This is a genomic window from Pseudorhodoplanes sp. (genome assembly GCF_046289595.1).
Lineage (GTDB): Bacteria > Pseudomonadota > Alphaproteobacteria > Rhizobiales > Xanthobacteraceae > Pseudorhodoplanes.
On record NZ_JBKBVB010000026.1, the window covers coordinates 3,121 to 29,690 of the forward strand.

Consider the following 26,570-nt stretch of genomic DNA (forward strand, 5'->3'; position numbering starts at 1 on the left):
CCCCCCCTCCCCCCCCCCCCCCCCCCCCCCCCCCCCCGCGCCCGCATCCGCGAAACCCCCTGCTGAATCACCGACCAGAACAGCGCGATCAGCCCGAGCACCATGATCGTGCCGACCAGGCCGTTGGAGAAAAACACACCCAGACTGCCCTGCGAGCCCAGCAATGATTGCCGGAATGCCTCCTCCGCGGACTTGCCGAGCACGATCGCCAGAACCAGCGGCGCCAGCGGATAATTGGTTTTCTTCATCAGATAACCGACCACACCGAACACCATCATCATGACAACATCGAAGGTGTTGTTGTTCACGGTATAGGCGCCGATGGCGCAGAGCACGAGAATGACCGGCGCAATGATGCTGAACGGAATGCGCAGGATCGCCGCCAGGAATGGCACGCAGAACAGGATGATGATGAGGCTGGCGATATTCCCGAGATACATCGAGGCGATCAGGCTCCAGACGAACTCCTTCTGCTCGACAAACAGCAGCGGTCCGGGCTGCAGGCCCCAGATCATCAGGCCGCCGAGCAGAACGGCGGCGGTCGGCGATCCCGGCACGCCGAGCGACAGCATCGGCAGCAGCGCCGAGGTGCCGGCGGCGTTGTTGGCGACTTCCGGCGCAATCACGCCCTCGATCTCGCCCTTGCCGAAATTCTTGCCGTTTTTCGACACGCGCTTGGCAATGCCATAGCTCATGAACGAGGCTGGCGTCGCGCCGGCCGGTGTGATGCCCATCCAGCAGCCAATGATGCAGGAGCGGATGATGCTGCCCCAATAGCGCGGGAATTCCAGCCAGGTCTTCAGCACAACCTGCATGCGGATACGCGCGGCATCGCCCTTGAAGCGCAAACCCTCCTCCATCGTCAGCAGGATTTCGCCGATGCCAAACAGGCCGATCACCGCGATCAGGAAGTCGAAGCCGCCCAACAGTTCCGTGAAGCCGAAGGTCAGCCGCAATTGGCCGGTCACCGAATCGAGACCGACCGAGGCGAGCGCAAAGCCGATCATCATCGCGACAATGGTCTTGAACGGCGGCTCCTTGCTCAGGCCTACAAAGCTGCAGAAAGCCAAGAAATAGACGGCAAATTTTTCCGCAGGCCCGAACTGGAGCGCAAAGCGCGCGACCAGCGGCGCCAGCAAGGTGATCATCATCACGGCAAACAGCGCACCGACGAATGACGAGGTAAAGGCTGCGGTCAGAGCCTCCGCAGCCTTGCCCTGCCGCGCCATCGGATAACCGTCGAATGTGGTCGCAACCGACCATGGTTCGCCGGGGATATTGAACAGGATCGAGGTGATGGCGCCGCCGAACAACGCGCCCCAATAGATACAGGTCAGCATGATGATGGCGGACGACGGCGACATCGAGAAGGTCAGCGGCAGGAGGATCGCTACGCCGTTGGCGCCGCCCAGACCGGGAAGCACGCCGATGATAAGGCCAAGGATGACCCCGATCACCATCAAACCGATATTGTAAGGTTCGATGACGGTCTGGAAGCCCTGGAACAGGTTTGCGATTTCTTCCATTTTGCTTGATCCCCACCCCTTGCAATCGCCCTGTCGTTTCTTCGCGTAGCTGCGGCGCTACGAAACTTTTTGTTGCCCGTTCACAGCCCCAGCCACGCTTCGAGCGGCCCCTTGGGCAGCGCGACGAGAAACCATCGTTCGAACACCACGAAGGTTAAAAGCGGCATGCCGATCGCAAGGCTCAGCGTCTTGATCCAGCCATAGCCGCCGAGCCAGCGCATGAAGAGGCCGATCAGCAGCGCGGACGCGACATAGATGCCAATATAGGGAATGATGAATACGTAGACGGTCGCCGGCACCAGCACTTTTGCGACCTGTCGCAGCTGGCTCCACTCGGCGAATAGGCCCTTGTAGTCAGCCATGCGCCGGGCGTTGTAGAGGTTGACAAGGCTGCCGCCCATAATGATCAGGCCGATATAGAACGGAAGAAAGCCGGCCCGCGGTCCTTCGATGCCCCAGCCGATACCGACCTGCAAGGCGCCGTAAACCACGATCGCTCCGAACACCAACATGGCGAGGGCGACACCGATTTCGACATAGTCCTGCGAGGGACCAGTGCTGCGTTCCTGTGAACCAGACATTGGCGGCTTTCCAAATCTTGTCTTGAAGATCAGCGGCCGGCAGCGGCGATGCGCCCTGCCGGCCGGGATTCGCGCGTTACTGACCGGCGAGGAAGCCGGCTTCCTTCATCAGTTCGCGGTGGCGCTCTTCTTCCTTGGCGACCCATTTGGCGTAGTCGTCGCCAGTCATGAAGGTCGTATTGAAAGCGCCATTCTTCATCAACTCCTGCCATTCAGGAGTCTCGCGCACCTTCTTGAACAGATCGACATAGAAATTGACCTGATCCTTTGTGACGCGGGCGGGCATGAAAATGCCGCGCAGCATCAGATATTCCATGTCGATGCCTTCCGACTTGCAGGTCGGAATGTCGGCCCAGCTTTTGCCGTCGGCGATCGGATCCTTGTAGTCCATCGGCTTGCCGTCGAACACGCAGAGCGGACGCACCTTGCCGCCGCGCCACTGCGCGACCGCCTCGATCGGGTTGTTGACCGTCGAGTCGACGTGGTTGCCGACGAGCTGCACCGCGACCTCGCCGCCGCCCTTGAACGGAATGTAGGTGAACTTGGTGCCGGTCGCCTTTTCGATCGCAACGGTGATGATCTGGTCTTCCTGCTTGGACCCCGTGCCGCCCATCTTGAACTGGCCGGGCGGAGCCTTCTTCACCGCCTCGATGTATTCTTTCGTGGTCTTGTAGGGCTTCTCTGCGTTGGTCCACAGCACGAATTCGTCGAGCGCCAGCATCGCAACGGGTGTCAGATCCTTCCAGTTGAACGGGATGCCAGTGGCCAGCGGCGTCGTGAACAGGTTGGACAGTGTAATGATGATCTTGTGCGGATTGCCGCCAGACGCCTTGACGTCCAAGAAGCCTTCGCCGCCCGCGCCGCCCGCCTTGTTGATGACCACCATTGGCTGCTTCATCAGATTGTGCTTGCTGACGATGCCTTGAATCGTCCTCGCCATCTGATCGGCGCCGCCACCGGTACCGGCAGGAACGATGAACTCAACGGGCCTTGTCGGCTCCCATGCCGCTTTGGCCGGGATGGCTAAAGCCGTCGTACACAGGGCGGCAAAAGCCCCCAATGCCAAATGTCTTTTGGAAACTTCCATCTGCGTCCTCTCCCATCGATAGATCGCGCCGGTCTTGTGCCGGCTTGGACAGCGTTGCCACAAGTCGGGGCGGCAGCCATGCGACATATTCGCTTTGCCCACCCGAGCCCGTAGAGCTACAGGGTAGGCACAACACCTGCGCTTTGAAAAGAGAATTATTCATAATAACGTCGACGGTACGTCAGTTGTGAATCGGACGGCGCAAAAGTTTGAAGATGCAGCGCAACAATTCATAATGCGGCGCAACAAAAATCTCAGCGATGACGATCTGCCAACACGAGCGCGCCTGTTTAAATCACGAAGGGCGTGAGTGCCTTACCGTAACTATCCGGTGGCTGTGAGCCCCAGCGGTCCAGCACATTGCTCGACGAATTGAACTCCCAGTTACCAGGCTCATGGAGATCGTCGTTGTCGATGCGCTCCAGTCCGAACGATACCTCGACGACGCAGCCATTCGGATCGACATAGTACGAAAAGAGATTGTTACCGGGCCCGTGCCGGCCAATCCCCCACAACAGACGACGCCCTTTCGCCACCAGCGCGTCGGCGACGCCCGCAAGATCATACAGGCCGTGCGCATCGAACGCGTAGTGATGGATGCCGCTGCCAGGGCCGCAGGCTACGGTGTGATGATAGCCGTCGGCGCAACGGTACCAGGCGCGCTCGAAATTCGTCGTGCGGTCCGACAGCTTCAATCCGAGCATGCGGGTCACGAGATCGTGGAAGCCTTTGGGGTCGCTGGCGCGAAGATTGACGTGCTCAAGGCGGCGCACATGCGCGCCGTTGGTCGCAGACGGCGGAATGTTCTCGCGCGCGACGGGTGTGTGGACTTCGATCACCGGACCGAACGGCGTGACAAAGCGGACCGCGCGTTTCACCTTCGACACCAATGGAGTATCCGCGAGAATTGTCATCCCCTCGGACTTGGCGCGCCGGTAGATTTCATCGACCGCATTCTCGTCCATTGCTTCAAGACCGACCGCACGAACGCCGCGGCGCGCATCCTGCAGATAGGCCACGTCGCAAAAGCGAGCATTGGAAGACACATACACCGCATCGGGTCCGCGATGGGTGATGCGCACGCCGGTCATGTCGGCAAGATCGCGGGCGGATCCGTCGGGGTTGGGCGTCGCGATGACGACATAGCCCATCTGGCGAATTAGGTGCGTCATGGACGTCTCACGCGAGGGTGGCACGCGATCATGCCATCCGCAACCGCGGGCTCCAAGAGGCGGGTTGCAACTGCCTCGAGCGGCTTCTATTGCGCAGAGGCAGGCTGCTGCGCGGCGGCGTCCGGAAGGACAGGCTTGGCCTGCAAGTCGGAAGGCTGCGCCGCGGGAAGCGCAGAGGCTTCGGCACTGACCGCTTGCGGCATCGCCGGTGTCGACGCCGTGGTCGAGGGAGCCGCAATATCGGCCTTGACGGGCATCGCCGGGGCAGCGGACTCGGCCGGAGGCTTCACCGCCGGCGTTCCGGAAATCGCCGGCCGCAATTGCTGCCGCGTGCCGGCATCCTTGCGGACTGCAAGCAGAACGTTGGATTCGTTGGTCCGCCAGCGATAGCCCATGCCCCAATCAAGCGGCTTCGGCTTGCCGCGCTCGTAGAGGTCCGCGAGGCGGTTCTGGAACCGGCCTGGAAAGATCGCGATCGGCCCGAGGTAACGGCCGAACGGCTGAAGCGTCCACTGCTCCGGTTTGAAGTGGACCACCGGGATGCCGGAATCGTCCTGCACCACATACTCGGCCTGATTCAGGATGAAGTCGCGCACCTGGGTGAAGTTGCCGCTATGCGGCAGATAGGACGCCGCCTTGAACAGCGCGTTGCCGGGGCCGAAGCTTTCAGCGAATTTCAGAAAGCCGGACGCGCGCACGCCGGAATCCGACACATCGGTGGAGAAATAATACAGCGTCTGCTTCGGCTTGCCGGCGCCGCCATGGAAGGTGATCTTCACGCCCTGCGCGCCGCGCTGCGGCGCGCTGCGCTCGACCGGCGAAACCGTGCCGTCCGGGCTGAGCGTCACCAGCGTAACATCGTCGATCGTCTTTCCGGCGCGCGCGATATAGACGAGGAGAATCGGCAGCGTGCCGGACAGCGCGCTTTCGCGCAGCTGCTGCTTCATGTTCTTGGTGATGAAGAAGCTGAGCGAGATCGACGACGCCATCGACGCGCGCAGATTGCCGAGCGCGCCGCGGGTAAACTCGTTGACCACCGGAATGCGGCCGACCGGCTCGAGCCCGCTCAGGATGTAGGTCGAGGCGTCGGGATAGAAGGCGTCGGCATAGAGAAAGTCGGGGCCGCTGAACATATAGTACATTGGCATCCCGGCGCGGTCCTTCAGATGCGCCGCAGACCAGGCGCGGATCTTGGACAGCCGCTGCGTCTCAAGCTGCCGCCAGGAATTGTCAAAAGACGCCGCGTGCTTTTGCCAGGCCGGATCGCGCGTCACCCGCTCCAGCGGGGAATCCGCGACCGGCGGCAGCCCCGCCAGGAAGCGGGCGATGTCGTTGATGGTCGCATTTTCTGCAAAGGGCGCAGAGATCAGCGCCTGCGGCGGTAGCGGCGCCGGTGCCGGCGGTGGCGCCGACGGCACCCGTGCCGGGGGCCTTCGCGGCGGCGGATCGTTGAAAATGAAAAACTGGGCCTGGGCCGCAGGCATGGCCGCCACAAGGACGGCCGCAGCGGCAACCGGAATCAGGAAGCGCGGAAGATACAGCATCTGGGTGATGTGCCTGTGGCGGGAAGCGGCGCGCAGACCGGTGATACGTTAACCCACGGGTCCGGCGACTGAGTTACCATACAAAACCCGTGACCATGTTCCGGTCGTGATTCGACTTTAGGGGGTGCCCGGTTTGGTTCGATTCGTCCAGCTTTGGGCTAACCCGAACTGATTCAACATTTCCTTACCAGCCCAAATCCAGCTGGTGGTATCGGAGCCGTGCGTGAAAGCCAGGGGCCTGAACGCATTGACAGGGATCGGCACAGCGATCGCGACGATCCTGTGCATCCTGCAAAGCGATAACGGCATCATCGCGACAGCGCAGGCCAGCAATGCCGAAAATCTGACCATCCCGCTGCCGCGCCCGCGGCCGGTGGTCCGTGTTCCCCGCCCCAGAATGGGTAACTTCCCCGGCAAGACGCAGCTGGTGGAGTTCGAGTCGGCGCCGTTTCCCTATGACGGCAAGCATCCGGTCACCGGCAAGCCGTTCTTCAATGTGTTCTATGAAGGCCGGTTCGGGCGACGCGGGGCGCGCGGGCAGGTCTATTGGGAGAACGAGACCTATACCGATCCGCGGGTTCTGCTGCATATCCCGAAGGGCTTCGACATCCGCAAACCCGCAGTCATCGTGGTGTTCTTTCATGGCCACGGCGCGCGGATCGACCGCGATGTGCGCGACCGCCAGCAGGTCGCCGCCCAGATCACGCGCTCGGACGCAAATGCCGTGGTGGTGGCGCCTCAATTCGCCGTCGAGGCCGCAGATTCCTCGCCCGGCGCCTTCTGGGAGCCCGGTTTTTTCGACGAGTTCATGAGCGAGGCGGCCGAGCAGCTCGCCCTGATGCTCGGACAGCCGAAAGCGGTCCGCACCTTCTTCAAGTTGCCGGTCATCTTCGTCAGCTATAGCGGCGGCTTCGTGCCCACCGCGTGGGCGTTGCGGCTTGGCCATGTCCAGGACCGGCTGCGCGGCATCGTCCTGTTGGATTCGCTCTATGGCGAGATCGAGCAGTTCGAAAAATGGATCCTGTCGAACCGGCGCGGCTTTTTCATCAGCGGCTATCTCGGCTCGACGCGGGCGCGCAACATTCAGCTTCAGCGCGACCTCGCCGACAAGGGCATCCGGATCGAAAAATCCCTCAACGGCAACATCAAACCGGGCAGCGTGGTCTTCATCGCCGGACACGCCGAGGATTCGCACCGCGACTATGTCACCCAGGCCTGGACCGCCGATCCGGTGGCCGACATCCTGAACCGGCTGCCGGAATTTCATCAATGATGGGGGTGCGAACGCGTGGCTCACGATTGTCTAGCTGATATGCGTCCAGGCGATGGGCCGCCATGCTAAGCATCAACTAGTTTCATGCAGACAGGTGTAGCGGGTGACTGCTCAGGACAAGCCATTGCAAGGCCGCGTTGCAATCGTCACAGGGTCGGGGCGCAATATCGGCCGCGCGATTGCGCTTGCCTTTGCCGGCGCGGGCGCGCGCGTCGTGGTCAACGGGCATCGCGACCGCGCCGCGCTCGACGCCGTGGTGGACGAAATCAGCCAGGGCGGCGGGGAAGCGATCGCCTGCCTTGCCGACGTCTCACGCGACGACGACATCGCACGCATGGTGGCGCTGGCAAAGGAAAACTTTGGCCATGTCGATATCGCAGTCTCCAATGTCGGCAAGCGGCCCTATGCAGCGTTCCTCGACATCACCCCGCAGGACTGGGATGACGTGATCCGCACCAATCTCTCAGCGGCGTTTTATCTGGCGCGCCACGTCATCCCGATGATGCGGGAGCGCCGCTTCGGACGAATCATAAACATCTCAGGTTTCAGTGGATTTTTCGCGCACGTCACGCACCGTGCGCACAGCGTTTCCGCCAAATTCGGGCTGCACGGGCTGTCGAAGGCGATTGCGCGTGAATTCGGCCCGGACGGGATCACCGCCAACACGGTCGCACCCGGCATGATCGACACCGCGCGCGACTGGTCGCAATACCGGCATGTCGACATGGCGAAGATGACCGCGGAAATTCCGGTGCGCCGCCTTGGCGCCCCTGAGGACATCGCGGAAGCCTGTCTGTTTCTTGCCAGCGAAGGCGGAGGTTTCGTCTCGGGTCAGGTCATCCATGTCAATGGCGGCCAGATGATGATCTGACTGCCACTGGAAAGGGGATCCCTGGCGCGGCTGGATTCTGAGCGCGGGAACGGTCTTGCTCAAATATTCCAGGCCCGACCTGCATGACGGGGCGTGAAGGGTTCAGGCTGAGCGACTGCACACCGCGCCGCGAGGAATTGCCGGCGCGGTCCTCGCCCAGTATCAGTAGAGGCCGTGCAATAAGGCATATCACAAGGAGACGAGGATCTGACCCGCGAACAGCTCGAACGCCATCAGGTCTTCGTCTATCTTGGCGCCATCGCCGCGGGAGTAGCGCTCGGCAGCGCAGCGCCGGAGTTCGCCGGCGCGCTGGAGAGCCTGCTCTGGCCGGCGCTCGGGCTGCTGCTCTACACGACATTCACGCAGGTGCCCTTGACGCATCTGCCCGAAGCCTTCCGGGACGGCCGTTTCATGGCCGCGGTGCTGTTCGGGAATTTCGTGCTGGTGCCGCTGGCTGTGTGGGGCCTGCTTGCCTTCGCGCCCGTTGATCCCGCGATCCGGCTCGGCATTCTCCTTGTCCTGCTCGTACCCTGCACCGACTGGTTCATCACCTTCACGCATCTCGGCGGCGGCGACGCCCGGCGGGCGATTGCCGTGACCCCGGTCAATCTTCTGGTCCAGCTCGCATTGCTGCCGCTCTATCTGTGGCTGTTCATGGGCGATGCGTTTCTCGAACTTCTGACCGCGGACCGCGTCGCGGCGGTCTTTGTCACCCTGATCCTGCTGCCGCTGGCCGCAGCCTGGCTGACCGAGCGCTGGGCGGAGCCCTCCACGTCACGTCGCGGTATCGTGGCGCAGATTGGATGGTGGCCGGTGCCGCTGCTCGGACTTGTGGTGTTCATGATCGCAGCGTCGCAACTGCCGGCGGTGCAAGGCGCGCTGCCCGCGCTCGGCCCTGTCACGGTCACCTTCGTTGTTTTCCTGATCGCCGCAATGCTGATCGGCATGGTGCTGGCGCGGGCGCTGCAATTGCCGGCGGCTTCCGCACGCGCCCTGATCTTCAGCCTGGGCACACGCAATTCGTTTGTGGTGCTGCCGCTCGCCCTTGCGCTCGCCCCGCCATGGCAGACCGCAGCACTCGTGATCGTGTTACAGTCGCTGGTCGAGCTGTTCGGCATGGCCGCTTATCTGTGGGCGGTGCCGCGGTTGCTTCCAAAACCGCCATCCGAAAAAATTTGAGGGCGCCGGCTACGAAGCGCCTGCTGATCAGGCGTGGAACGCTCATCACCCTCGTCCCGAGCGCATGGGACTTCGCACCCGGCGACATACTGATTGAGGGCACGCGCATTGTGCCGCGGCGCGTCCGGTGAAGCCGGGATTGGCCTCCATCGAGATGAGGGAGCCGGCCGCGATCGCGCCGGAAAAAAAGCTGCGGCGCGTCGTGGAGGGAGAATCGACGGATGGATGCGCTGGCCTCACAGCCGGCGATGCATGCATTCCGCAAGAGCACCGGAAGCGGTTGAAGACATTTGCTTTCCCCGTGGCCGCACGATGCGCGGGCATTACCTTGTTCAGCCTAGCTAGGCGACGACAGTCTCCAGCTCGCCGATACTCTCGATGCTTGCAACGATGGTGTCGCCCGATTGCAGAAACCGCCCGCCGGCACTGCCCACACCCGCAGGCGTGCCTGTCAGGATGACGTCCCCCGGCCACAGGGTCAGATTGCGCGAAAGATCGGAAATCTGTTCGGCAACCGAATAGATCATTTCGCTCGTGTTCGATTGCTGTTTGAGCTCGCCGTTGATCGAAAGCGAGATCGCGAGCCTCTGCGGATCCACGATAAAGCCGGCGGGCACGATCCACGGGCCGAGAGGGCACCCGGTATCGAAGCTTTTATGGGCCACCCAATCGAACCGGAAGGGCGACTGGACCGAAATTCCATTGCGCCTGCTGAAATCGCGCGCCGACAAGTCGACGGCAATTGTATAACCGGCCAGATAGTCGAGCGCATTGGCTGCCGAAACACGCTTGGCCTTTCGTCCGATTACCGCAGCGAGTTCGACCTCCCAGTCGAGCTTTTGCGCTCCCCTCGGAACTTCGATCAGCTCCCGGGGGCCGATGACGCTTCGGGCGCTCTTGATAAAATGCCATGAACCCAAGCCGAGCGTCCGCGGATCGGGGTCGGGCTCGATGCCGGCCACCTTGGCCATTTCGAGCACGTGATCACGGTAATTCGCGCCTGCGCAATACAAGGTTGCAGGCGTGGCGAGGGGAGCCAGAAGACGAACACGCGCGAGGGGAATCGTATCGATCTCTCCGGCCTCGGCGTGCTCGGCAACCTTGCTCACACGTACGCGGCCCGCTTCCCAGTCCAACAGCAGTTCGTACAGCGCATGATCCGTGGGCACGCCGGTGTGATGCGCCAGGTCTGCAACGCGGTCGTTGACGAGGACTCCGACACGCGGCTGCGAATCCACCGCGTAGCTGACGAGCACGTGCCGGGACATTGTATGCCTTGGGACCGGTCAGGGGTTGTGTTTTCGCAGATTTACTCGCTCCGGATATTGGCCTGCTCGATCACCGGTGCCCAGCGGGCATTGCTCTCCCTGATCAACCCGGCCATCTGTTCCGGGGTGCTGCCGAACGGTTCCGCCTGCAGGTCTTCGATTCGGCGCCTCAGCTCGGGGTTCTGCAGCGCCTTCGCGATGGCGTCCGACAGCTTGCGAGTAACGTCCTTCGGTGTTCCGGATGGCGCGGCAATCGCCATCCAGGTGTCGGAATAGTATTCCGGCAACGTCTCTGCGAACGTGGCGACGTTCGGAAATGCTTTCAGCCGCTCCTTGCCGCCGACCGCGATTAGCTTCAACTTTCCGGATCGAACATGCTGCATGCCTGCCAGCATGTTGTCGGCGAGGATGTCGATCTGACCGGCCAGCAGATCGTTGATGGCCGGAGCGCTGCCGCGATACGGAACGTGCAGAATATCGAGCCCGGCGCGCAGCCGGAGCGCTTCCATCGTGAGATGTCCAATCTGGCCGCGGCCTTGCGAGCCGTAGGTCAGCTTGCCGGGATTTGCCTTGGCGTATGCGATCACATCGGCAAGTGAATTCGCCGGCAGATCGGCGCGTGCAAAAATCACTGTTGGATAGGTCGCAAGGACGCTGACGGGTTCAAGCGCGCGCGGATCGAAACGAAGATTCGGATTCAAAAGGTGGTTGACGCTGAAGGAGAGCTGCGGAGCGTTGATGAGAGTATAGCCATCGGGCGCGGAACGGGCGACCCCCTCCATGCCGAGATTCCCGGATGCTCCCGGCTTGTTCTCGATGATGACCGTCTGTCCCAGCAGCGGCCGAATCTGCTCCGCCACCAGGCGCGCCAGGAGATCGGCCGTTCCTCCCGCAGGGAATGGCACCACGACGGTAATGAGTCTTGAGGGAAAGGGCTCGGTGACCTGCGCATGAGCGCATCCCGCGGCGACGCAAAATAGTGCGGCCCATGCCGCCAGAAATATCCTTTTCATGTTCCACCCTGTCGCTTCTCGTGCCACGCGGTGCAACTGGCACGTATTGCATGTTCTGGTGTTTTATGCATAAAAAGACCGAGTTTGCAAATTGAGATTCCGATGCCGCGCCTCCAGTCCGGTGACGTCAACATCTCCCAGGACGTGAAGCCTCCTCTTACGGAGCATGCCTACCGGCTTCTGCGTGATCGTATTTTGCGCAAATCCCTGGTGGGTGGAGAGAAGCTGAAGCTGGACGAATTGCAGCGCGAATACCGGCTCTCCAGTTCGCCGCTGCGCGAAGCACTCAATCGCCTCGTGGCGGAAAATCTGGTCATCGCTGACGACCGGCGTGGCTTCAGGGCGGCTCCAACGACGATAGAGGATCTCGAGGATCTCACCTCGATCCGCATCATCGTCGAACCAGGGGCTCTGGCGGCTTCGATGAGGCTGGGTTCGGACGATTGGGAAGCCCGTGTCGTGGCTGCGTATCACCGCCTTGATCTTATCGAGCGCCGCATCGCCGCCGGCGAACTTCAGCGCGACGATGACTGGACTGAACGTCACAAGGCCTTTCATATCTCCCTGGCTTCGGCCTGTGGGTCGGGTCGGCTCGTCGAGCTTTGTTCGAAGCTTTTCGATCAGTCGGAGCGGTATCGCCGATTGTCCGCCTCGTTGCGGCGAAAGCCGCGCAACACCATCGGCGAACACACGAAGCTGATGGAAGCAGCGCTTGCGCGCGATGAGGCAGCACCGGTGCTGCTGCGCGAGCATATCGAGCGGACCACCGCGCACGTCGCGCCGGCCTTGAGGGGGGCCGCCGGACGTCAATCGTAACGTATTTCAGAACCGACGGGCTTCAGGCATGATCAAGGTGTCATCGATCGGCTGTGCGACATTTGAAACGCCGGATATCGAACGTCTGCTCGATTATTATGTGCATGTTCTCGGACTGTCTGTGATGGACCGGAATGCGCGCGAGGCAGTCCTTTCGGCATCGGCCGGAACCCCTGCCGTTGTTCTAAGGAGCGGTTCTGTCGCGCGATGCGCAGAACTTGCGCTTGAAGCCGCGCCGGAATGCGATCTGGGTGACGCCCGGAAGCTGCTCGAGGCAATGGGAGTTAAAGCCGCCGTTGAGACCGACACTGCCTTGGCGCCCGTCCGTGTCGTGATGCAGGCGCCGGACGACATTCAGGTATCTCTGGTCGCTCGGCGCGTCCCTGCGCAAACACAGCATTCGTCAGCGGGGATCAACCCGAAGAAGCTCGGCCATATGGCATTCAATGTCCATGACGTTCAGAACGCTGCAAAGTTCTTCACGGACTGTCTCGGATTTCGCGTGTCCGACTGGATGGGTGACTTCTTCGTTTTCCTTCGATGCGGACCCGATCACCACACGGTCAATCTGCTCCACGGAAAAAAGAACAAGATGCACCACATTGCGTTCGAGGCCCATGACTGGTGTCACATCAAGGATGCGTGCGATTTCCTCGGCAAGCAGAAAATCCCCTTGATCTGGGGTCCGGGAAGGCACGGAATCGGCCACAACCTTTTCATCTATCACCATACCCCCGACGGCCAGATCATGGAGCTCTATGCTGAGCTCGATCAAATGACCGATGAGGCGTCCGGCGCGTTCGATCCTCGGCCGTGGCACGAAGACAATCCGCAACGTCCGAAGGTTTGGCAACCGGGACCGCAAACCTCGAACATCTGGGGCATCCCAACACCGCAATTGTTTCGTGATTGAGCGCGCCGGTGCAAAGTGGAACCATGAAGGCCGTCGTGATCCGCGAGTTTGGCGGTCCGGAGGTCATGACGCTCGAAGATGTTCCGGTTCCGGCGCCTGACGCCGGCGAAGTCCTCCTGAAGGTCGAAGCGGTTTCGGTCAATCGTACGCTCGACCTCGCCGTCAGGGCGGGGCGCTATGCCCGGACCGTTGCGCTGCCGCACGTGCTTGGCGCGGATCCGTCGGGAACGGTTGTTGCAGTCGGCGAGGGAGTGACGTCGCGCCGCATTGGCGATCGCGTCGTGATCTCACCCAGGCTCAAGGCCGCGACGGCAACAGAGGGCCCCGTGATGCTGGGCGTCCAGGTGTGGGGCGGTTACGCACAATATGTGAAGCTTCCGGCTCGGAACACGCATCTGATCCCGAAGGGGCTCGATTTTGATGTTGCAACGATCATCGCAAGGCATGCTCCGCTCGCCTTCAATCTGTTGATGCAGAAGGCAAGACTGCAGCCCGGGGAATGGGTTCTGGTGATGGGCGCCGCCGGCGGGCTCGGCAGCGCCGGCGTCCAGGTCGCGAAATATCTGGGGGCGCACGTCATCGCGGCGGCAGGCGCCGATGATCGCGTCGCCGCGTCAAAAGTACTGGGGGCCGAGTTTGCGATCAACTATCGCAGCACAGACCTCGCTGCGGAGATCGGCCGTATCACCGAAGGCCGTGGCGTTGACGTTGTGTTCGAGAATGTCGGAGACGCGGAGCTATTTCCAAAGGCTTTCGAGAGTCTCGCGCGAAACGGCCGCATGGTTACTGCAGGCGCCCATGCCGGCGGCAAGGTGCAGCTCGATCTCAATCGCCTCTATCTCAATTACATCACCATCATGGGTTCGACGGCTCATACCGATGCCGATGTCGAGAGGAGCCTGGAAATTGCCTCGGAAGGACACCTCGATGTCCTGATCGACCGAACGCTTCCCCTGTCCGAAGTGCGCACCGCGCACGAACTGGTGGGGTCAAGGGCCGGCATGGGGAAGGTCATCCTTCATCCGTGGGCGTGAATTCTGCGCGTAGAGCCCATTCCAACTGCAAAAAGCCGCGTTCAAGGAGTTGCGATGCGTTACATTGATGTGTTCAATCATTTCTTTCCCCGGCAGCTCTGGGATCGCATGCTGGAGTCGGAGGGAGCGGCGCGCGATATCGGCAAGCGCATGCGCGGTATTCCCTGCATCTATGATCTCGATGAGCGGCTGCGCGTCATGGATCAGTTTGCTTCGAAGAACTATACGCAGGTTCTCTCGCTCGGCATGCCGCCTCTGGAGGCGCTCGGGTCCGAAACGGAGGTCGAGGAATTCGCGCGGCTCGGCAATGACGGATTGGCGGAATTGGTCCGGCAACGACCCGACAGATTTGTCGGCTTTCTGGCCTCGCTGCCGATGAACTCGCCGAATGCCGCGAAAGAGGCCGAGCGCGCCTTCAGCCTCGGCGCGAATGGCTTGCAGATTCACACGAACATCAACGGCCTGCCGCTTGATGACGAGAGATTCTTTCCGGTCTTTGAGGCCGCCGCGAGACATGGGCGACCGGTGTTCCTGCACCCGTCTCGCGCGGCCGCCGACCTGCCCGACTACAAGACCGAAACCAAGTCGCTTTACGAAATCTGGTGGACCTTCGGATGGCCCTACGAAACGTCGGCAGCGATGGCGCGGTTGGTGTTTTCGGGTCTTATGGACCGGCTGCCGGATCTCAAGATCCTCGCGCATCATCTGGGCGCCATGGTACCTTTCTTCGAAGGACGCGTCGGACCGGGCTGGGATCAGCTTGGCAAGCGAACCTCGGATGAGGACTATTCGCTGGTCCTGAAGCGCCTGAAAAAGCGCCCGCTGGACTATTTCAAGGATTTCTACGCCGACACGGCGGTGTTTGGTTCCGAGGCCGCAACTCGCTGTGGCTTGTCCTTTTACGGGAGCGATCGAGTCTTGTTTGCGTCCGACAGTCCGTTCGATCCCGAGCGCGGCCCCGGCTATATCCGCGATACGATCGCTGTCCTGGAGCGATTGGAGCTGCCGTTAACCGACATGGAGAAGATCTGCTTTCGCAACGCAGCTACGCTACTGAAGATCGCGGACCCAACGCTCTAGGGTTGAGACTCATTAAAGCCACCAGACGAGGGCGGCCGCAAGACAGACGGAGGCTAGGCTAGATAGTTTCGGGCCAGCCTGTCGTACCGTGTCGCGATACGCCTGAAGTCCTTGCCGGCGTCCGGTCGAAACGGGGTGCACTTCAAAAACTATAACGCGAGTTCTGCTGTCGGCACGCGCCACTCCCCGCCATGGATTTTGTTCACTCGTTGTTGACTCGAACCATTCCGACGCAGCGAACCCGAAAAGCAAAATGCCGCCAAGTCTTTGACCTGGCGGCATTAATTTGGTTGCGGGGGCTGGATTTGAACCAGCGACCTTCAGGTTATGAGCCCGCTCAAGCGGTTCAATTCCGTTTGTGATCTCAAAGAGTTCGTAAATTTCGGCCCGCCCGTGTCGCAACCGTGTCGCAACGGCACTAACCGAAATCCTTTCGCAACAGTGCAGCTATTGCGCCTTCAAGAATGGGCGGCTTCCACCATCAGCGACGCCCTGACGGCGTATAACGCGCGAGGGGGACCAATTCCGATGCCCGAATTCTACGAGGGGAGGTGCCGCTATCAATTGGCCGCGCAGCCATATCTCGCGGCCATCGCACGAGGAGTCAGAGACAACGCAGCGGCGCGCACATTCCTATTAAACGGAACTGAGTTTGCAGGAGCCTACGCAGCTGCCGAGCCGCTTTGGCGAGAGCAATGGCAGGCGCGAGACCCAACCGACTCGATGGTGTGCCCGTTCTGGTCAAATTACTGGTACGAACCATGCGCCTCCTGCGATTGCCGCATCAATGATTCAGTTTCTATGGAGATTGACGCGATGTTCTTTTTGCAGAATGCCGAGCAAAGGACATTGGCCATACATGTCGAAATGAAGCGCGACCATGAACGCCTATCGATTGGTCAAGCCGAAGCCTACCGGCCACGAGCAGCTTGCTACAGGGACGAACGCCGCATACGAAAAGGCCTTCTGCCGCACCATGACTGCATGACCGTTCTTTTTTGCGGTGTTGGAACCGACATTCCCCTGGTCGAGAAGTATTTTGATCGCGTGATTTTGCATGAGAACGCTCGGGGTGTGTTTCCCGGCTACCCTGGCGGACCGACAGTGTAGTGAGCGTTCGCGTCAGCCGAATACACGCTGCTCGACCTGCGCCATGGCGTGCTGGTGGTCTGGCGTCGGGAATAGATGCCCATAGCGCTCCATGGTCATCTGGACGGAGGCGTGGCCGGCGAAGGTCATCACCTCTTTGATCGAGAACCCCTGCTCGATCCAGAGCGACACCGCAAAATGCCGCATGTCGTGCCACCGCAGTTTGATCTTCAGCTTGTCGCATAACGGTTTGAAATGCCGGCGCACCGTGTTGGCGTGATCGGCGACCGATCCGTCGCTCGATGGAAACACCAGATCGAGATCGCCCTTCGGGCAGGCGAGCTTCCACTCCTTCAAGGTGTTGAGCACGAATGGTCCGGCTGGCACCGACCGGTGGCCTGCGGCCGACTTGGGCTCGCCGAGCGTGCCGTAGAAATCCGCACGCTGGCGCACGTGCAGGAAGCCGTTGGCGAAATCCACGTCGGACCACCGCAAGCCACGCGTCTCGGAGGCGCGCAAGCCGCACAGGGCGCTCACGACCAGCATGGCGCGAAGCCGCCCCGTCGCGCCATCGATCAGGCATTTGACGTCCTGCTTTGCCGGGACCGAAACTTTGTAGTCGAGGCGACTCGATCGCAGCACCCGCACGCCCTGCGCAGCGTTCGCATGCACTTGCCCGTTGTCCATTGCGTGATTGAGAACCAGCCGCAGCGCGCCCAGGATCTTGCGCGTGATCATTTCGGATCGACCCGAGGCAAGCAGGCGGTCGCGGAAATCGTTCACTGCCTTGCGGCTCAATCGCGATAGCTTCAGGTCGCCGATGCCGGCCTTCTCGTCCTTGATGTGGCAGCGGACGTAGCACTCGTAGCCGACGTAGGTCCGCCGCTCCATGCGGCGGCCAGCGTCGCGCCGCACGCGGCAATGGGCGAGCCATGCGTCCGCCGCCGCGCCCACCGTGATCGAGACTGAATCGTGGATGTAGGTACCCGCCAGGACCTGCGGACGGACCCTAATCAAGAACTGGTCGGCCTCCTTGCGGCGCTCGAACAGCTTGGCCCGGCGCGTGCCGCCGGCATCGGCGAAATCGACCTGCCAGCGAACCAGGCCTGAAGGCAGGATGCGCTTTTTGATGGTCGCCACGCCGATTTCCTGTGTTTTGGCAGTTACTTAGGCCAGCCTTGCCCCTCCAGGTGCCATAGACTTGGCGCCTTATCGAGCGGCTTCCTGGCCTGGTTTTGGATTTTTACTCCAATACCCCTTGTGCCGCAAGCCGTTTCGGTGTTAAATTCCAAAACGTCGAATCCAGGGGAACTAACGGCCGATGGCCAAGCTGAGCGACCTGATCCCAACCCTCGCCAAGGTGCTGCCAATGCCCGAGCAAACCGTCGCGATCTACGCGCGGCTGCTACGCCAGGCGCGGCTGTTGTCGACCGGCGGGCGCGGACCGGGCGGCGCCAAAATGACCCCCGAGGACTGCGCTCGGCTGCTCATTGCGGTTATGGCGGCCGATCAGGTGAAGGATGCGGTCCAAGCAGTCGAGAAATTCTGGGCTTTGCCCGTTGTCGAACCGCCCCATACCCGCGAGACCGTCTCCAAACGGGATCGCGCTGAATGGCTGCCGCTGCCGAAAGGGCTTTCGCTCCTCAAGGACGTGACCAGTTTCGGCCCTGCGATTGCAGCTCTTATCGCGGCGGCTCGCGACGGAATCCTGCACACGGGATTGGGCGAAGCGATACAGGCCGTGCTGAACGTGACGGTCGAGCGGCGGTTCGCCACCGCATCTTTGAGCGTCGCGGCATCATCTGACGGCATCTTATCCGACAAGATGTTGATCATCACCCGCTTCGAGCCGCCGAAGACGCCGATCCAAAAGGCCCTCGAACAACAACCGTTCAGCGTGGGCGGGGACGCCATGGTGTCCTTCGCCGTGACGCAAAACACGATCTTCGCCCTGGGCGAGCTGATCAGAGAATAGGAGCGACGAACATGGCAGATGGAATTTCGCGGGCTGGACCCGCCACAGGAGAGGTCTGTCCGACGCTTGCCGACGACTTGCTGCGCGGCGCCGACGAGATCGCAAAGTTCGTGTTCGGCAGCGCAAAGCATCGGCGCAAAGTTTACTACTACGCGAGCGCCAAACTGCGGATGCCGACGTTTCGGATTGGCGCAATTATTTGTGCGCGTCGTTCCACGCTCCTGCAGTGGATCGAACAACAGGAGCGAATGCCGTGACAGTCAGCCAGCAAACCGTCCTGCTACCCGACGAGCATGTCGCGATTGGCAACTGCATCAAGGACTGCCGGAATAGCCTGCTACTCATTCTGCGACGGACGCGCGTTGGATCACGAATTCATCGTAGCGCTGCCCAGTCCATTGAGGTGCTGGATCGGCTGCGAACACAGCTCGATTGTCATCTTCACATGACGGTCGCGGCTCATCGCGACCCTCGCCTTCTGCTGGCCTCGGTCTACTCTGGCACGGAGCGCCTCGCAGGACGCGAATATACCCCGGATGACATGGACCGAGATGATTTCGCCGCCTGGGAGCTCGACGGCTAGTCATGGCGACAACGCTCCTCCACCACGCGCGGCTTTACCTGTCGCTCGGCTTTGCCGTGCTGCCGCTGCATTTTCCGTTCGCACGAAACAGCGCGCTTCAATGCTCGTGCGGCCGCGATGAGTGCCGGCAACCGGCCAAGCACCCCTTTGGCCGGCTGGTCAGGAACGGGCTCAAGGATGCGAGCAAGGACCCCGCCAAAGCCGAGCAGTGGTTCCACAGCGCGCGCTTCAACATCGGCATCGCCACGGGCGCGGCGAGTGGCATCATCGTGCTCGATATCGACCCGCGCCATGCGGGCGATGAAACGCTTGCGTCTTTGGAAAGCGAGCACGGTCCCCTGCCGGCGACTTGGCGCTTCCTGACCGGCGGTGGCGGCGAGCACATCATCTTTCGTCATCCGGGATGCAAAATCCCGAACAGTGCCGGTGCGGTAGGACCAGGCCTCGACGTCCGCGGCGACGGTGGGTACATCGTCGCGCCACCCTCGTTGCACATGAGTGGCCGACCCTACGCGATCTCCGTTGATCACCATCCCGAGGACGTTCCGCTCGCCGAAGCGCCCGCGTGGCTGCTCGAACGGGTCACCGCGACCAAGGCAGTGAACAAGGCTCGAAAAGCCGCCGAGTGGCGCAGCCTGACGCGCGACGGCGCCGTCGATGGCGAGCGCAACGTCACCATCGCTCGCCTTTCAGGCTTGCTGCTCGGCCGGCGGCTCGACCCGCATATCTGTCTTGATCTCGTGCTGGCCTTCAACGCGACGCGCTGCAAGCCGCCCCTGCCGGATGATGAGGTCGTTGCCACGGTCGCCAGCATCGCCCGCCGTGAGCTTGGCGCCCGGGCGCTACACCGCTTAGGGGGAGGCGACCATGGGTGACGTGCACGACCTCCTCGACGAAATGCTCAAACGCGGCCGGACGCTGAACGGCGAAGCCGAGGCGATTGACCGTCCGATCGAATACGCGGATGAGTCGTTGGCGCTGCGCTTCACCGGCCGCCACGAGCATGACCTTCGCTTCGTCAACCTGTGGGGGCGGTGGCTGATCTGGGACGGCCAACGCTGGCGGATCGACGAAACGCTGAAGGCATTCGATCTGGCTCGCGCCGTCGCACGTGAGGGATCTGCTGAAATCGTTGAGAAGAAAGGTCCCGCCAAGCTCGCCTCCATAGTGGCAAGCGCCAAGACCGTCGCCGCCATCGAACGGCTGGCGCGCGCCGACCGCCGGCATGCGGCGAGGACCGAGGATTGGGATGCCGACCCCTGGGCATTGAACACGCCGGGCGGCACTATCGATCTCAGGACTGGCGCGCTTCGCGCACACGCGCGCGCCGACCTGATCACCAAGATGACGGTGGTTGCCCCAGGTGGTGAATGTCCACTGTGGCTCTCGTTCCTCGATCGCGTGTTTGACGGGAACCGTGACCTCGTCGCCTTCAGCCGGCGTATGCTCGGCTATTGCCTCACCGGCTCGATCCGCGACCACGCGCTGTTCTTCCTCTATGGCACCGGCGGCAACGGCAAGGGCGTGTTCCTCAATACCTGGCACGGGATTCTCGGCGACTACTCCACCATCGCCGCCATGGAGACCTTTACCGCGAGCAACAGCGACCGCCATCCGACCGATCTTGCCATGCTGCGCGGTGCGCGCGCCGTCATCGCGCAAGAGACCGAGGACGGGCAGCGCTGGGCCGAATCGCGGATCAAGGCGCTCACCGGCGGCGACGCCATTAGCGCCCGGTTCATGCGGCAGGACTTCTTCACGTTCCAGCCTGCGTTCAAACTCCTAATTGCTGGCAATCACAAACCGTCGCTGCGCAATGTCGATGAGGCGGTGAAACGGCGCTTCAACCTCGTGCCCTTCACCGTCACGATCCCCAAGGTCGAGCGCGACCCCGAGTTGGCCGAAAAGCTCAAGGCCGAGTGGCCCGGCATTCTGGCCTGGGCGATCGAGGGCTGCCTGGAGTGGCAGCAGGTTGGCCTCAGCCCACCGGCCGCGGTCCTTGATGCCACCAGCAGCTATCTGGCGGACGAAGATGCGATTGGCCGCTTCCTCGCCGAGCGGTGCGCAACCGACAACCCGGACGCGGTCGAGGAGGTCAAGGACCTGTATGCGTCCTGGCGGGAGTGGTGCACCGCTGGCGGTGAGTACGTTGGATCAATCAAGCGGTTCAGCCGCAATCTCGATGCCCGCAAATTCGAGCGCTGCCAGCACCCGGCGACACGCCGGGCGTGCTTCCGCGGCGTCCGGCTGCTGGTCCGGTCAACCACCATGGGAGGGAGCCATGACGGGTTCGACGCAAACGAATACTGACCGCCGAGCAGCACGCCGTCCGAAGCTTCCGAAGGGATCGAAAGGATTCTCCTATATCGACGTACTATCGCCCTCGCGACATGCTGAACGCCGAAATGGGAACATCCTTTCGATCCCTTCGGAGCCTTCGCCGGCGGCCGGCTGGAAGCATACGGGGTGCCAATCCTGGTCAGAACCGTTGGGAATCTTCCGCACGCAATGGTTCCTCTTGGGCGATTTCGTATGCGGGGGGCGGAGGCGCGACCGTTCGCCATTCTGCGGGGCGCGAAATGGCTAAACTAACCACCGCGCCAGGTGTTGCAACCAAGGCCGAATTTGCGGCACGTGTCGGCCTCACGCGCGGACGCATCTCGCAATTGATCGCACAAGGGCTGCCGGTGCGGCCGGACGGTCGCATCGAAGTCGAGGCGGGCCTGCAATGGATGGAGGACAATCTCGACGCCGATCGCCGTAATAAGGGCGGCACCCAGGCGTCTGCAGCCGCGCCGACGCTGGCTGAGGCGAAGCGCCTGCACGAGATTCTTAAGGTGCAGCGCGCGCGGCTCGCATTGGACAAAGAGCGCGGCGATATGGTGAGCCGCGCCGAGGTGAAATCGGCCGTGTTCGCACGCGCCCGCCGCGAGCGCGATGCGCACATGGCGTGGGTCGCCCGCACGGCGCCGCAGCTCGCCGCAGAGCTCGGCGCCGACCCGGCTCGCACGTTCGCCTCGCTCGATCGGTTGATGCGCGAGCACTTGCTCGACCTCGCCCGCACGCCTTTGCAGGTGCTCGCCGATGAATGATGTGGCGATATGGGTGGACGACATCTGGCGCGACGGTGCTGCGCCCGAGCCGGCGCTGACGGTCTCGCAATGGTCGGACGAGCACCGCATGCTACCCGACCTCTCGGCTGAGCCTGGGCGCTGGCGCACATCGCGCACGCCATATCTCCGCGAGATCATGGATTGCCTTTCCGCCAGCGATCCGACCGAACGAGTCGTTTTCGTTAAGGGCGCGCAGCTCGGCGGCACGGAGGCCGGCCTGAATTTCCTGGGCTACGTCATCCATCATGCACCTGGGCTGATGCTGATGGTGCAGCCCACCATGGATGCCGTGCGGCGTAACACCTCAACGCGTGTCGATCCGATGATCGCGGCCTCGCCTGCGCTCCGCGACCGCGTGGTCGAGCCGGGCAGGAAGGAGCCCGGCAACAGTCAATTCCGCAAGCTCTTTCCCGGCGGTCAGCTGGTGATGGTCGGGGCGGCCTCTGGCGTCGGCCTGCGCTCGACGCCGGCGCGCTATCTGTTCCTCGACGAAGTGGATGCGTATCCGGCCGACGTGTCGGGCGAAGGCGACCCGGTGGCGCTCGCCATCCAGCGCACCGTCACGTTCCGTGGCCGACGCAAGATCGTAATGGTCTCGACCCCGACGCTGAAAGGGTTCTCGCGCATCGAGGCGGCATACGAGGAATCCGACCGTCGCATCTACGAGGTCCGCTGTCCGGATTGCGGCAGCTACGCCCCCATCATATGGGCGCAGATTCAATGGCCCGAGGGCCGGCGCGAGCGCGCGCACCGCGTTTGTCCCGACTGCGGCGCCGTTCACGAGGAGCACCAGAAACCAGCGCTGCTTTCGTCGGGCCGCTGGCGCGCGACGCAGGCCGGCGATGGCAAGACGGCCGGCTTCCATCTGTCCAGCCTCTATTCGCCATTCGAGACTTGGGCCGAAATCGCGATCGAACATGGCCAGGTCTATCGCGATCCGCCGCGCCTGCAAGTCTGGACCAACACCAAGCTCGCCGAAACGTGGGAGGACCAGGCCGGCGACGTGATCGATGCCGATCCGTTATTGGCCCGACGCGAGGATTGGGGCGCGCTGCTGCCCGAGGGCGTCGCCGTGCTCACGGCCGGCGTCGATGTGCAAGGCGACCGTCTCGAGCTGCACGTCATCGGCTGGGGCCGCGACGAGGAGTCCTGGTCGATCGACTACCGGGTGATCTGGGGCGATCCGTCAGGCCCGAGGGTGTGGGCCGATCTCGACACCGCGCTGCAGACAACTTATCCGCACACGCCAACGATTGCCGACATGTCTATTCGCGCCGTCGCGGTGGACACTGGCGGGCAGCACACCAAAGCCGCCTACGAATATTGCCGAACGCGGCTACATCGCCGCATCTGGGCGATCAAGGGCCGCGGCGGTCCCGGGATTCCGCTCTGGCCGCGGCGGCCTTCGCGCACCAAGGGCAAGGTGCCGCTGTTCCTGATCGGCGTCGATGCCGCCAAGGACGCGCTGTTCGCACGGTTGCGGCTTTCCGAGCCTGGGCCTGGCTACCTGCATTTCCCGAACGAGCGCGATGCCGAGTTCTTCCGCCAGCTCACCGCCGAGCGGGTCGTCACCCGCTTCGAGCGCGGCCGGCCGATTCGGCTGTGGCAGCCGCGCCGCGAGGGCGAGCGCAACGAGGCGCTGGACACCACAGTCTATGCCATGGCCGCGCTGCATGGGCTGATCAGCATGGGGCTGCGGCTTAACAAGGAGGCCGATAGTCTCGGCGTCAGCCCGCGCAGGGGCGTGTTGGCCTGCGCGACGCCGGTGCCGGCTGGACGGTCTAAGATCATCCGGTCGAGGTGGATGACGTAAAATGGCGACTTGACGATTCGGGCATTATGCTCACAGTCAGGACATGGGCAACCCTCTCAAAGATCAGGCAATTTTTGCAGACCTGCCGATTGGCACAGGTCGGCCCGCGGGGTGGAAACCGACTGCGCGGCGCAAGGGGGCTCCCAGCAATGCAGAGCAACTCAAGTTATTTGAATCCTCTGGCAACAGCCGCGACAGCTTTGACCTGGATTTAGCGCCCCTGGATGCAACATTCCGTGACAGCAGCGAAGCCCCCCTCCACTCGTGGTTTCCGTACATTGAGGGTTACTCGCCTCGCTTCGTGGAGCGCGTCAGACAGAAGTACCTGCAAACAGCGAAGCGGATAATTGAGCCATTTGCCGGTACGGGAACAACCCCGATAGTTCTCGGACAAACTGGTATCGCTTGCGCGTTTTCAGAAGCGAACCCTGCGATGGCGTTTATCGCGCAAACAAAACTTGCAGTACTTCGATTGGAACACTTGCAGAGATATTCGCTTGTTCGGGAGCTGGGAGTTGTTGCGAGGGGGCTTAAGCGCCGAGTTGCTGGATCGTCACCAGATGAAGCCCTGCGCGCAGCTTATGCTAGGACGTTTGGAACGAGCGTTTTTTTTGATGACGACTCGCTAGACGCTGTTCTCCGACTTCGGACGTTGAACGACGAGATCAAACAAAAGGACAGTTTGCTTGGGGATTGTTTCACAGTCGCGGTGCTCTCAAGCTTAATTCCTTCATCCCGTCTAAAGAGAGCCGGGGATCTACGATACCGAACTCCGAAAGAGCTGGCGGCCGGCCTCCCTCATCCGGTTGAGGCAGTAATTGACCGGCTCATTGCTCAAGGTGACGATCTAACGCGCGCTGGTAGGTTGAACGCGGAAGCGCATTTTGTCTGCGCGACGGCCGGCACGCTTGATCAGCATCTGGATGACAAATGGGACGGCGTAATTACCAGTCCTCCTTATCTGAACGGGACCAACTACATTCGCAATGCACGCCTCGAGCTCTGGTATCTCCGACATCTAAGCGACAAAGATGATCTCCGACGTTTACGAGATCAGGTCATCACGTCCGGTATCAATGATGTTCACGCTGGCACCAGGTGGCAGCCTGTCACCGAAGGCGTGGAGCGCGTCGTCCGCACAATCGAGCGAAATGCCTATGACTCGCGCATCGCCAAAATGGTCGGCGGATACTTCCATGACATGGCAGTCGTTTTGTCATCAGTTGGAAAGTGTTTACGCCCCGGTGGAAAACTCTGCATCGATATCGGCGACAGCATATATAACCGCGTACATGTGCCGACCGACGACCTGTTGGTCGAAGTAGCCGAAAGCATGGGCCTTCGCACCATCGAGAGGGTCCATCTTAGGAAGCGCAAATCCAAGAATGGCGAGACCGTACGTCAGCAGCTTCTGGTTTTTGAGCGAGCGACGAACCTGCGGAGCATTAACCCATCAGCAAACAAGTCAGGACCAATGGCTGCTGTCACCCAGAAGACCGGCAGTAAGGACAATTGGCTGAAGGAATGGGAAGCATTCAAGAAGACACTTCCTCACCAGCTCCAGCCTTATGCAAAACGCGATTGGGGTGGGCCCGTACACTCGATGTGCTCATACCAAGGCAAGATGAAACCGGCCTTGGCGCACCACCTGATTCAGTGCTTTTCGTCCCCCGGCGACATCGTGGTTGATCCCTTTTCAGGAGCAGGCACCATTCCGTTGGAAGCCTGCCGAATGGGACGACGTGGGTTTGGCATTGACGTTTCGAGGCTCGGTCATGTTCTCACGCTTGCAAAGGTTGCAAAACCGTCTGCCCGAAAGATCGATACTCTGCTCGATGAATTGAACTCCGCAATTGGCACACACGAGCTAAAGCGGGCAGACATCGAACGTGCGGCTCAAGTGCGCTTCAATAGCCCTATCCCTGAATATTTCCATCCCGAGACCTTGCGTGAAGTTATTGCGGCTCGCTCGTTCTTCTTGTCTCGTTGGGACAGTGGACCAGAGTGGGCACTCTTGTTCGCCTGCACTCTGCACTTATTGCATGGAAATCGACCCTATGCCCTAAGCCGGCGTAGCCATCCTGTGACGCCCTTCAAGCCGACCGGGGCATTCGAACATCGGGAGCTGATGCCTCGGCTACGCGAAAAATTGGCACGTCTGTACGATGAACTGACAAGTGCTACGCGGGCGTGGGGCGGATCGGTTCAGGGGGATTGTACCACAGTTTGGCCGAGCTCCATCCCTCAAGCGGACGCGATCATCACGTCTCCTCCTTTTTTCGATTCGACGCGCTTCTACATGACCAATTGGATGCGCTTTTGGTTTGTTGGGTGGGAGCGCGAAGATTTTGATGTTCGCATCGCCAACTTCGTTGAAGTCAGACAGAAGCAAAATCTCGACGTCTACCGATCGTTCTTCGCATCGTCGCGCGAAAGGCTAAGGGACGATGGCCTGCTTGTATTGCACCTGGGCCACAGCGCAAAATGCGACATGGGAGCGGAACTCGCTAAGCGAATAGAACCGTGGTTTTCGCTTGCTGATGTTTTTACGGAAGGGGTTGAGCACTGCGAATCGCACGGTGTTCGCGACAAGGGGACCGTGCACGGTCACACTTACCTGATTCTGACAGCGACCTGATG

General features: G+C 61.6%; 24 protein-coding genes and 1 pseudogene. 16 read left to right on the forward strand and 9 right to left on the reverse strand.

The window, feature by feature from the left end; translation table 11 throughout:
* From ACK41X_RS07860 to ACK41X_RS07880, 5 genes are all read right to left on the reverse strand, one after another.
* A partial coding sequence (locus ACK41X_RS07860; protein WP_409720989.1) for a tripartite tricarboxylate transporter permease occupies positions 1-1,526 on the reverse strand: 1,526 nt, incomplete at its 3' end.
* A gap of 80 nt (positions 1,527-1,606) precedes the next feature.
* Positions 1,607-2,107 (reverse strand): tripartite tricarboxylate transporter TctB family protein, encoded by a 501-nt coding sequence (locus ACK41X_RS07865; protein ID WP_409720992.1) that lies wholly within the window; start codon positions 2,105-2,107, stop codon positions 1,607-1,609.
* A gap of 76 nt (positions 2,108-2,183) precedes the next feature.
* Complete coding sequence (locus ACK41X_RS07870) at positions 2,184-3,194, reverse strand: Bug family tripartite tricarboxylate transporter substrate binding protein (RefSeq protein ID WP_409720995.1); 1,011 nt, start codon at positions 3,192-3,194, stop codon at positions 2,184-2,186.
* A gap of 290 nt (positions 3,195-3,484) precedes the next feature.
* Positions 3,485-4,366, reverse strand: coding sequence for a VOC family protein (locus ACK41X_RS07875; RefSeq protein WP_409720998.1), 882 nt, complete (start codon positions 4,364-4,366; stop codon positions 3,485-3,487).
* 86 nt (positions 4,367-4,452) lie between these two features.
* Positions 4,453-5,910, reverse strand: a complete 1,458-nt coding sequence (locus tag ACK41X_RS07880) for a hypothetical protein (RefSeq protein WP_409721001.1) — start codon at positions 5,908-5,910, stop codon at positions 4,453-4,455.
* 223 nt (positions 5,911-6,133) lie between these two features.
* Here ACK41X_RS07880 and ACK41X_RS07885 point away from each other — a divergent pair, with 223 nt between their 5' ends.
* The 3 genes from ACK41X_RS07885 (at position 6,134) to ACK41X_RS07895 (ending at position 9,233) form a co-directional block, all read left to right on the forward strand.
* A complete protein-coding gene (locus ACK41X_RS07885; RefSeq protein ID WP_409721004.1) occupies positions 6,134-7,183 on the forward strand; it encodes an alpha/beta hydrolase in 1,050 nt (349 codons plus the stop codon).
* 103 nt (positions 7,184-7,286) lie between these two features.
* Positions 7,287-8,054 (forward strand): SDR family NAD(P)-dependent oxidoreductase, encoded by a 768-nt coding sequence (locus ACK41X_RS07890; RefSeq protein WP_409721007.1) that lies wholly within the window; start codon positions 7,287-7,289, stop codon positions 8,052-8,054.
* Positions 8,055-8,312: 258 nt separating this feature from the next.
* Positions 8,313-9,233, forward strand: coding sequence for an arsenic resistance protein (locus ACK41X_RS07895; protein WP_409721087.1), 921 nt, complete (start codon positions 8,313-8,315; stop codon positions 9,231-9,233).
* A gap of 341 nt (positions 9,234-9,574) precedes the next feature.
* On the opposite strand, the gene ACK41X_RS07900 is transcribed toward ACK41X_RS07895, so the two are convergent.
* The gene (locus tag ACK41X_RS07900) at positions 9,575-10,501 is read right to left on the reverse strand and encodes a fumarylacetoacetate hydrolase family protein (RefSeq protein ID WP_409721010.1); all 927 of its coding nucleotides are present in this window, start codon (positions 10,499-10,501) and stop codon (positions 9,575-9,577) included.
* Positions 10,502-10,542: 41 nt separating this feature from the next.
* Positions 10,543-11,514, reverse strand: coding sequence for a Bug family tripartite tricarboxylate transporter substrate binding protein (locus ACK41X_RS07905; protein WP_409721013.1), 972 nt, complete (start codon positions 11,512-11,514; stop codon positions 10,543-10,545).
* 102 nt (positions 11,515-11,616) lie between these two features.
* Between ACK41X_RS07905 and ACK41X_RS07910 the strand changes: the two genes are divergently transcribed.
* From ACK41X_RS07910 to ACK41X_RS07925, 4 genes are read left to right on the forward strand one after another with little or no spacing between them, the layout of a single operon-like run.
* Positions 11,617-12,330 (forward strand): GntR family transcriptional regulator, encoded by a 714-nt coding sequence (locus ACK41X_RS07910; protein ID WP_409721016.1) that lies wholly within the window; start codon positions 11,617-11,619, stop codon positions 12,328-12,330.
* Between the two features lie 28 nt (positions 12,331-12,358).
* Positions 12,359-13,243 carry a VOC family protein gene (locus ACK41X_RS07915; protein WP_409721019.1) on the forward strand — a complete coding sequence of 295 codons (885 nt, stop codon included), beginning with the start codon at positions 12,359-12,361 and terminating at the stop codon, positions 13,241-13,243.
* An 8-nt stretch (positions 13,244-13,251) separates the two neighbouring features.
* Positions 13,252-14,277: a zinc-binding dehydrogenase gene (locus ACK41X_RS07920; RefSeq protein ID WP_409721022.1), complete on the forward strand. Its 1,026-nt coding sequence runs from the start codon at positions 13,252-13,254 to the stop codon at positions 14,275-14,277.
* A 54-nt stretch (positions 14,278-14,331) separates the two neighbouring features.
* Positions 14,332-15,357, forward strand: coding sequence for an amidohydrolase family protein (locus ACK41X_RS07925; protein ID WP_409721025.1), 1,026 nt, complete (start codon positions 14,332-14,334; stop codon positions 15,355-15,357).
* A gap of 12 nt (positions 15,358-15,369) precedes the next feature.
* Here the strand turns inward: ACK41X_RS07925 and ACK41X_RS07930 are convergent.
* Positions 15,370-15,470, reverse strand: a pseudogene (locus ACK41X_RS07930) (IS5/IS1182 family transposase); the annotation flags it as partial.
* A 415-nt stretch (positions 15,471-15,885) separates the two neighbouring features.
* Between ACK41X_RS07930 and ACK41X_RS07935 the strand changes: the two are divergent.
* On the forward strand, positions 15,886-16,467 hold the full coding sequence (locus tag ACK41X_RS07935) for a hypothetical protein (protein ID WP_409721028.1): 582 nt from the start codon (positions 15,886-15,888) through the stop codon (positions 16,465-16,467).
* 12 nt (positions 16,468-16,479) lie between these two features.
* On the opposite strand, the gene ACK41X_RS07940 is transcribed toward ACK41X_RS07935, so the two are convergent.
* Positions 16,480-17,586, reverse strand: coding sequence for a tyrosine-type recombinase/integrase (locus ACK41X_RS07940; RefSeq protein WP_409721031.1), 1,107 nt, complete (start codon positions 17,584-17,586; stop codon positions 16,480-16,482).
* Positions 17,587-17,767: 181 nt separating this feature from the next.
* Between ACK41X_RS07940 and ACK41X_RS07945 the strand changes: the two genes are divergently transcribed.
* From ACK41X_RS07945 to ACK41X_RS07980, 8 genes are all read left to right on the forward strand, one after another.
* On the forward strand, positions 17,768-18,421 hold the full coding sequence (locus ACK41X_RS07945; protein ID WP_409721034.1) for a hypothetical protein: 654 nt from the start codon (positions 17,768-17,770) through the stop codon (positions 18,419-18,421).
* 11 nt (positions 18,422-18,432) lie between these two features.
* Entirely contained in the window at positions 18,433-18,678 is a 246-nt protein-coding gene (locus ACK41X_RS07950; RefSeq protein ID WP_409721037.1) for a DNA-binding protein, read from the forward strand.
* Entirely contained in the window at positions 18,675-19,004 is a 330-nt protein-coding gene (locus ACK41X_RS07955; protein ID WP_409721039.1) for a hypothetical protein, read from the forward strand. The genes ACK41X_RS07950 and ACK41X_RS07955 overlap by 4 nt, the downstream gene beginning before the upstream one ends.
* A 2-nt stretch (positions 19,005-19,006) precedes the next feature.
* A complete protein-coding gene (locus ACK41X_RS07960; protein WP_409721042.1) occupies positions 19,007-19,879 on the forward strand; it encodes a bifunctional DNA primase/polymerase in 873 nt (290 codons plus the stop codon).
* The gene (locus ACK41X_RS07965) at positions 19,872-21,314 is read left to right on the forward strand and encodes a phage/plasmid primase, P4 family (protein ID WP_409721045.1); all 1,443 of its coding nucleotides are present in this window, start codon (positions 19,872-19,874) and stop codon (positions 21,312-21,314) included. Before ACK41X_RS07960 ends, ACK41X_RS07965 begins: the two co-directional genes overlap by 8 nt.
* A gap of 269 nt (positions 21,315-21,583) precedes the next feature.
* Positions 21,584-22,096, forward strand: a complete 513-nt coding sequence (locus ACK41X_RS07970) for a hypothetical protein (RefSeq protein ID WP_409721047.1) — start codon at positions 21,584-21,586, stop codon at positions 22,094-22,096.
* Positions 22,089-23,930: a phage terminase large subunit family protein gene (locus ACK41X_RS07975; protein ID WP_409721050.1), complete on the forward strand. Its 1,842-nt coding sequence runs from the start codon at positions 22,089-22,091 to the stop codon at positions 23,928-23,930. The genes ACK41X_RS07970 and ACK41X_RS07975 overlap by 8 nt, the downstream gene beginning before the upstream one ends.
* A gap of 43 nt (positions 23,931-23,973) precedes the next feature.
* Entirely contained in the window at positions 23,974-26,568 is a 2,595-nt protein-coding gene (locus tag ACK41X_RS07980) for a DNA methyltransferase (protein ID WP_409721053.1), read from the forward strand.
* Positions 26,569-26,570: the final 2 nt, after the last annotated feature.

What these genes read in the sequence shown, in the direction of transcription:
- ACK41X_RS07975 (WP_409721050.1), top strand. Translation starts at nt 22,089, where the DNA reads ATGAATGATGTGGCGATATGGGTGGACGACATCTGGCGCGACGGTGCT.
- ACK41X_RS07960 (WP_409721042.1), top strand. Translation starts at nt 19,007, where the DNA reads ATGGCGACAACGCTCCTCCACCACGCGCGGCTTTACCTGTCGCTCGGC.
- ACK41X_RS07970 (WP_409721047.1), top strand. Translation starts at nt 21,584, where the DNA reads ATGGCTAAACTAACCACCGCGCCAGGTGTTGCAACCAAGGCCGAATTT.
- ACK41X_RS07880 (WP_409721001.1), bottom strand. Translation starts at nt 5,910, where the DNA reads ATGCTGTATCTTCCGCGCTTCCTGATTCCGGTTGCCGCTGCGGCCGTC.
- ACK41X_RS07905 (WP_409721013.1), bottom strand. Translation starts at nt 11,514, where the DNA reads ATGAAAAGGATATTTCTGGCGGCATGGGCCGCACTATTTTGCGTCGCC.
- ACK41X_RS07950 (WP_409721037.1), top strand. Translation starts at nt 18,433, where the DNA reads ATGGCAGATGGAATTTCGCGGGCTGGACCCGCCACAGGAGAGGTCTGT.
- ACK41X_RS07980 (WP_409721053.1), top strand. Translation starts at nt 23,974, where the DNA reads ATGGGCAACCCTCTCAAAGATCAGGCAATTTTTGCAGACCTGCCGATT.
- ACK41X_RS07965 (WP_409721045.1), top strand. Translation starts at nt 19,872, where the DNA reads ATGGGTGACGTGCACGACCTCCTCGACGAAATGCTCAAACGCGGCCGG.
- ACK41X_RS07870 (WP_409720995.1), bottom strand. Translation starts at nt 3,194, where the DNA reads ATGGAAGTTTCCAAAAGACATTTGGCATTGGGGGCTTTTGCCGCCCTG.
- ACK41X_RS07935 (WP_409721028.1), top strand. Translation starts at nt 15,886, where the DNA reads ATGCCCGAATTCTACGAGGGGAGGTGCCGCTATCAATTGGCCGCGCAG.
- ACK41X_RS07945 (WP_409721034.1), top strand. Translation starts at nt 17,768, where the DNA reads ATGGCCAAGCTGAGCGACCTGATCCCAACCCTCGCCAAGGTGCTGCCA.
- ACK41X_RS07900 (WP_409721010.1), bottom strand. Translation starts at nt 10,501, where the DNA reads ATGTCCCGGCACGTGCTCGTCAGCTACGCGGTGGATTCGCAGCCGCGT.
- ACK41X_RS07910 (WP_409721016.1), top strand. Translation starts at nt 11,617, where the DNA reads ATGCCGCGCCTCCAGTCCGGTGACGTCAACATCTCCCAGGACGTGAAG.
- ACK41X_RS07925 (WP_409721025.1), top strand. Translation starts at nt 14,332, where the DNA reads ATGCGTTACATTGATGTGTTCAATCATTTCTTTCCCCGGCAGCTCTGG.
- ACK41X_RS07915 (WP_409721019.1), top strand. Translation starts at nt 12,359, where the DNA reads ATGATCAAGGTGTCATCGATCGGCTGTGCGACATTTGAAACGCCGGAT.
- ACK41X_RS07865 (WP_409720992.1), bottom strand. Translation starts at nt 2,107, where the DNA reads ATGTCTGGTTCACAGGAACGCAGCACTGGTCCCTCGCAGGACTATGTC.
- ACK41X_RS07875 (WP_409720998.1), bottom strand. Translation starts at nt 4,366, where the DNA reads ATGACGCACCTAATTCGCCAGATGGGCTATGTCGTCATCGCGACGCCC.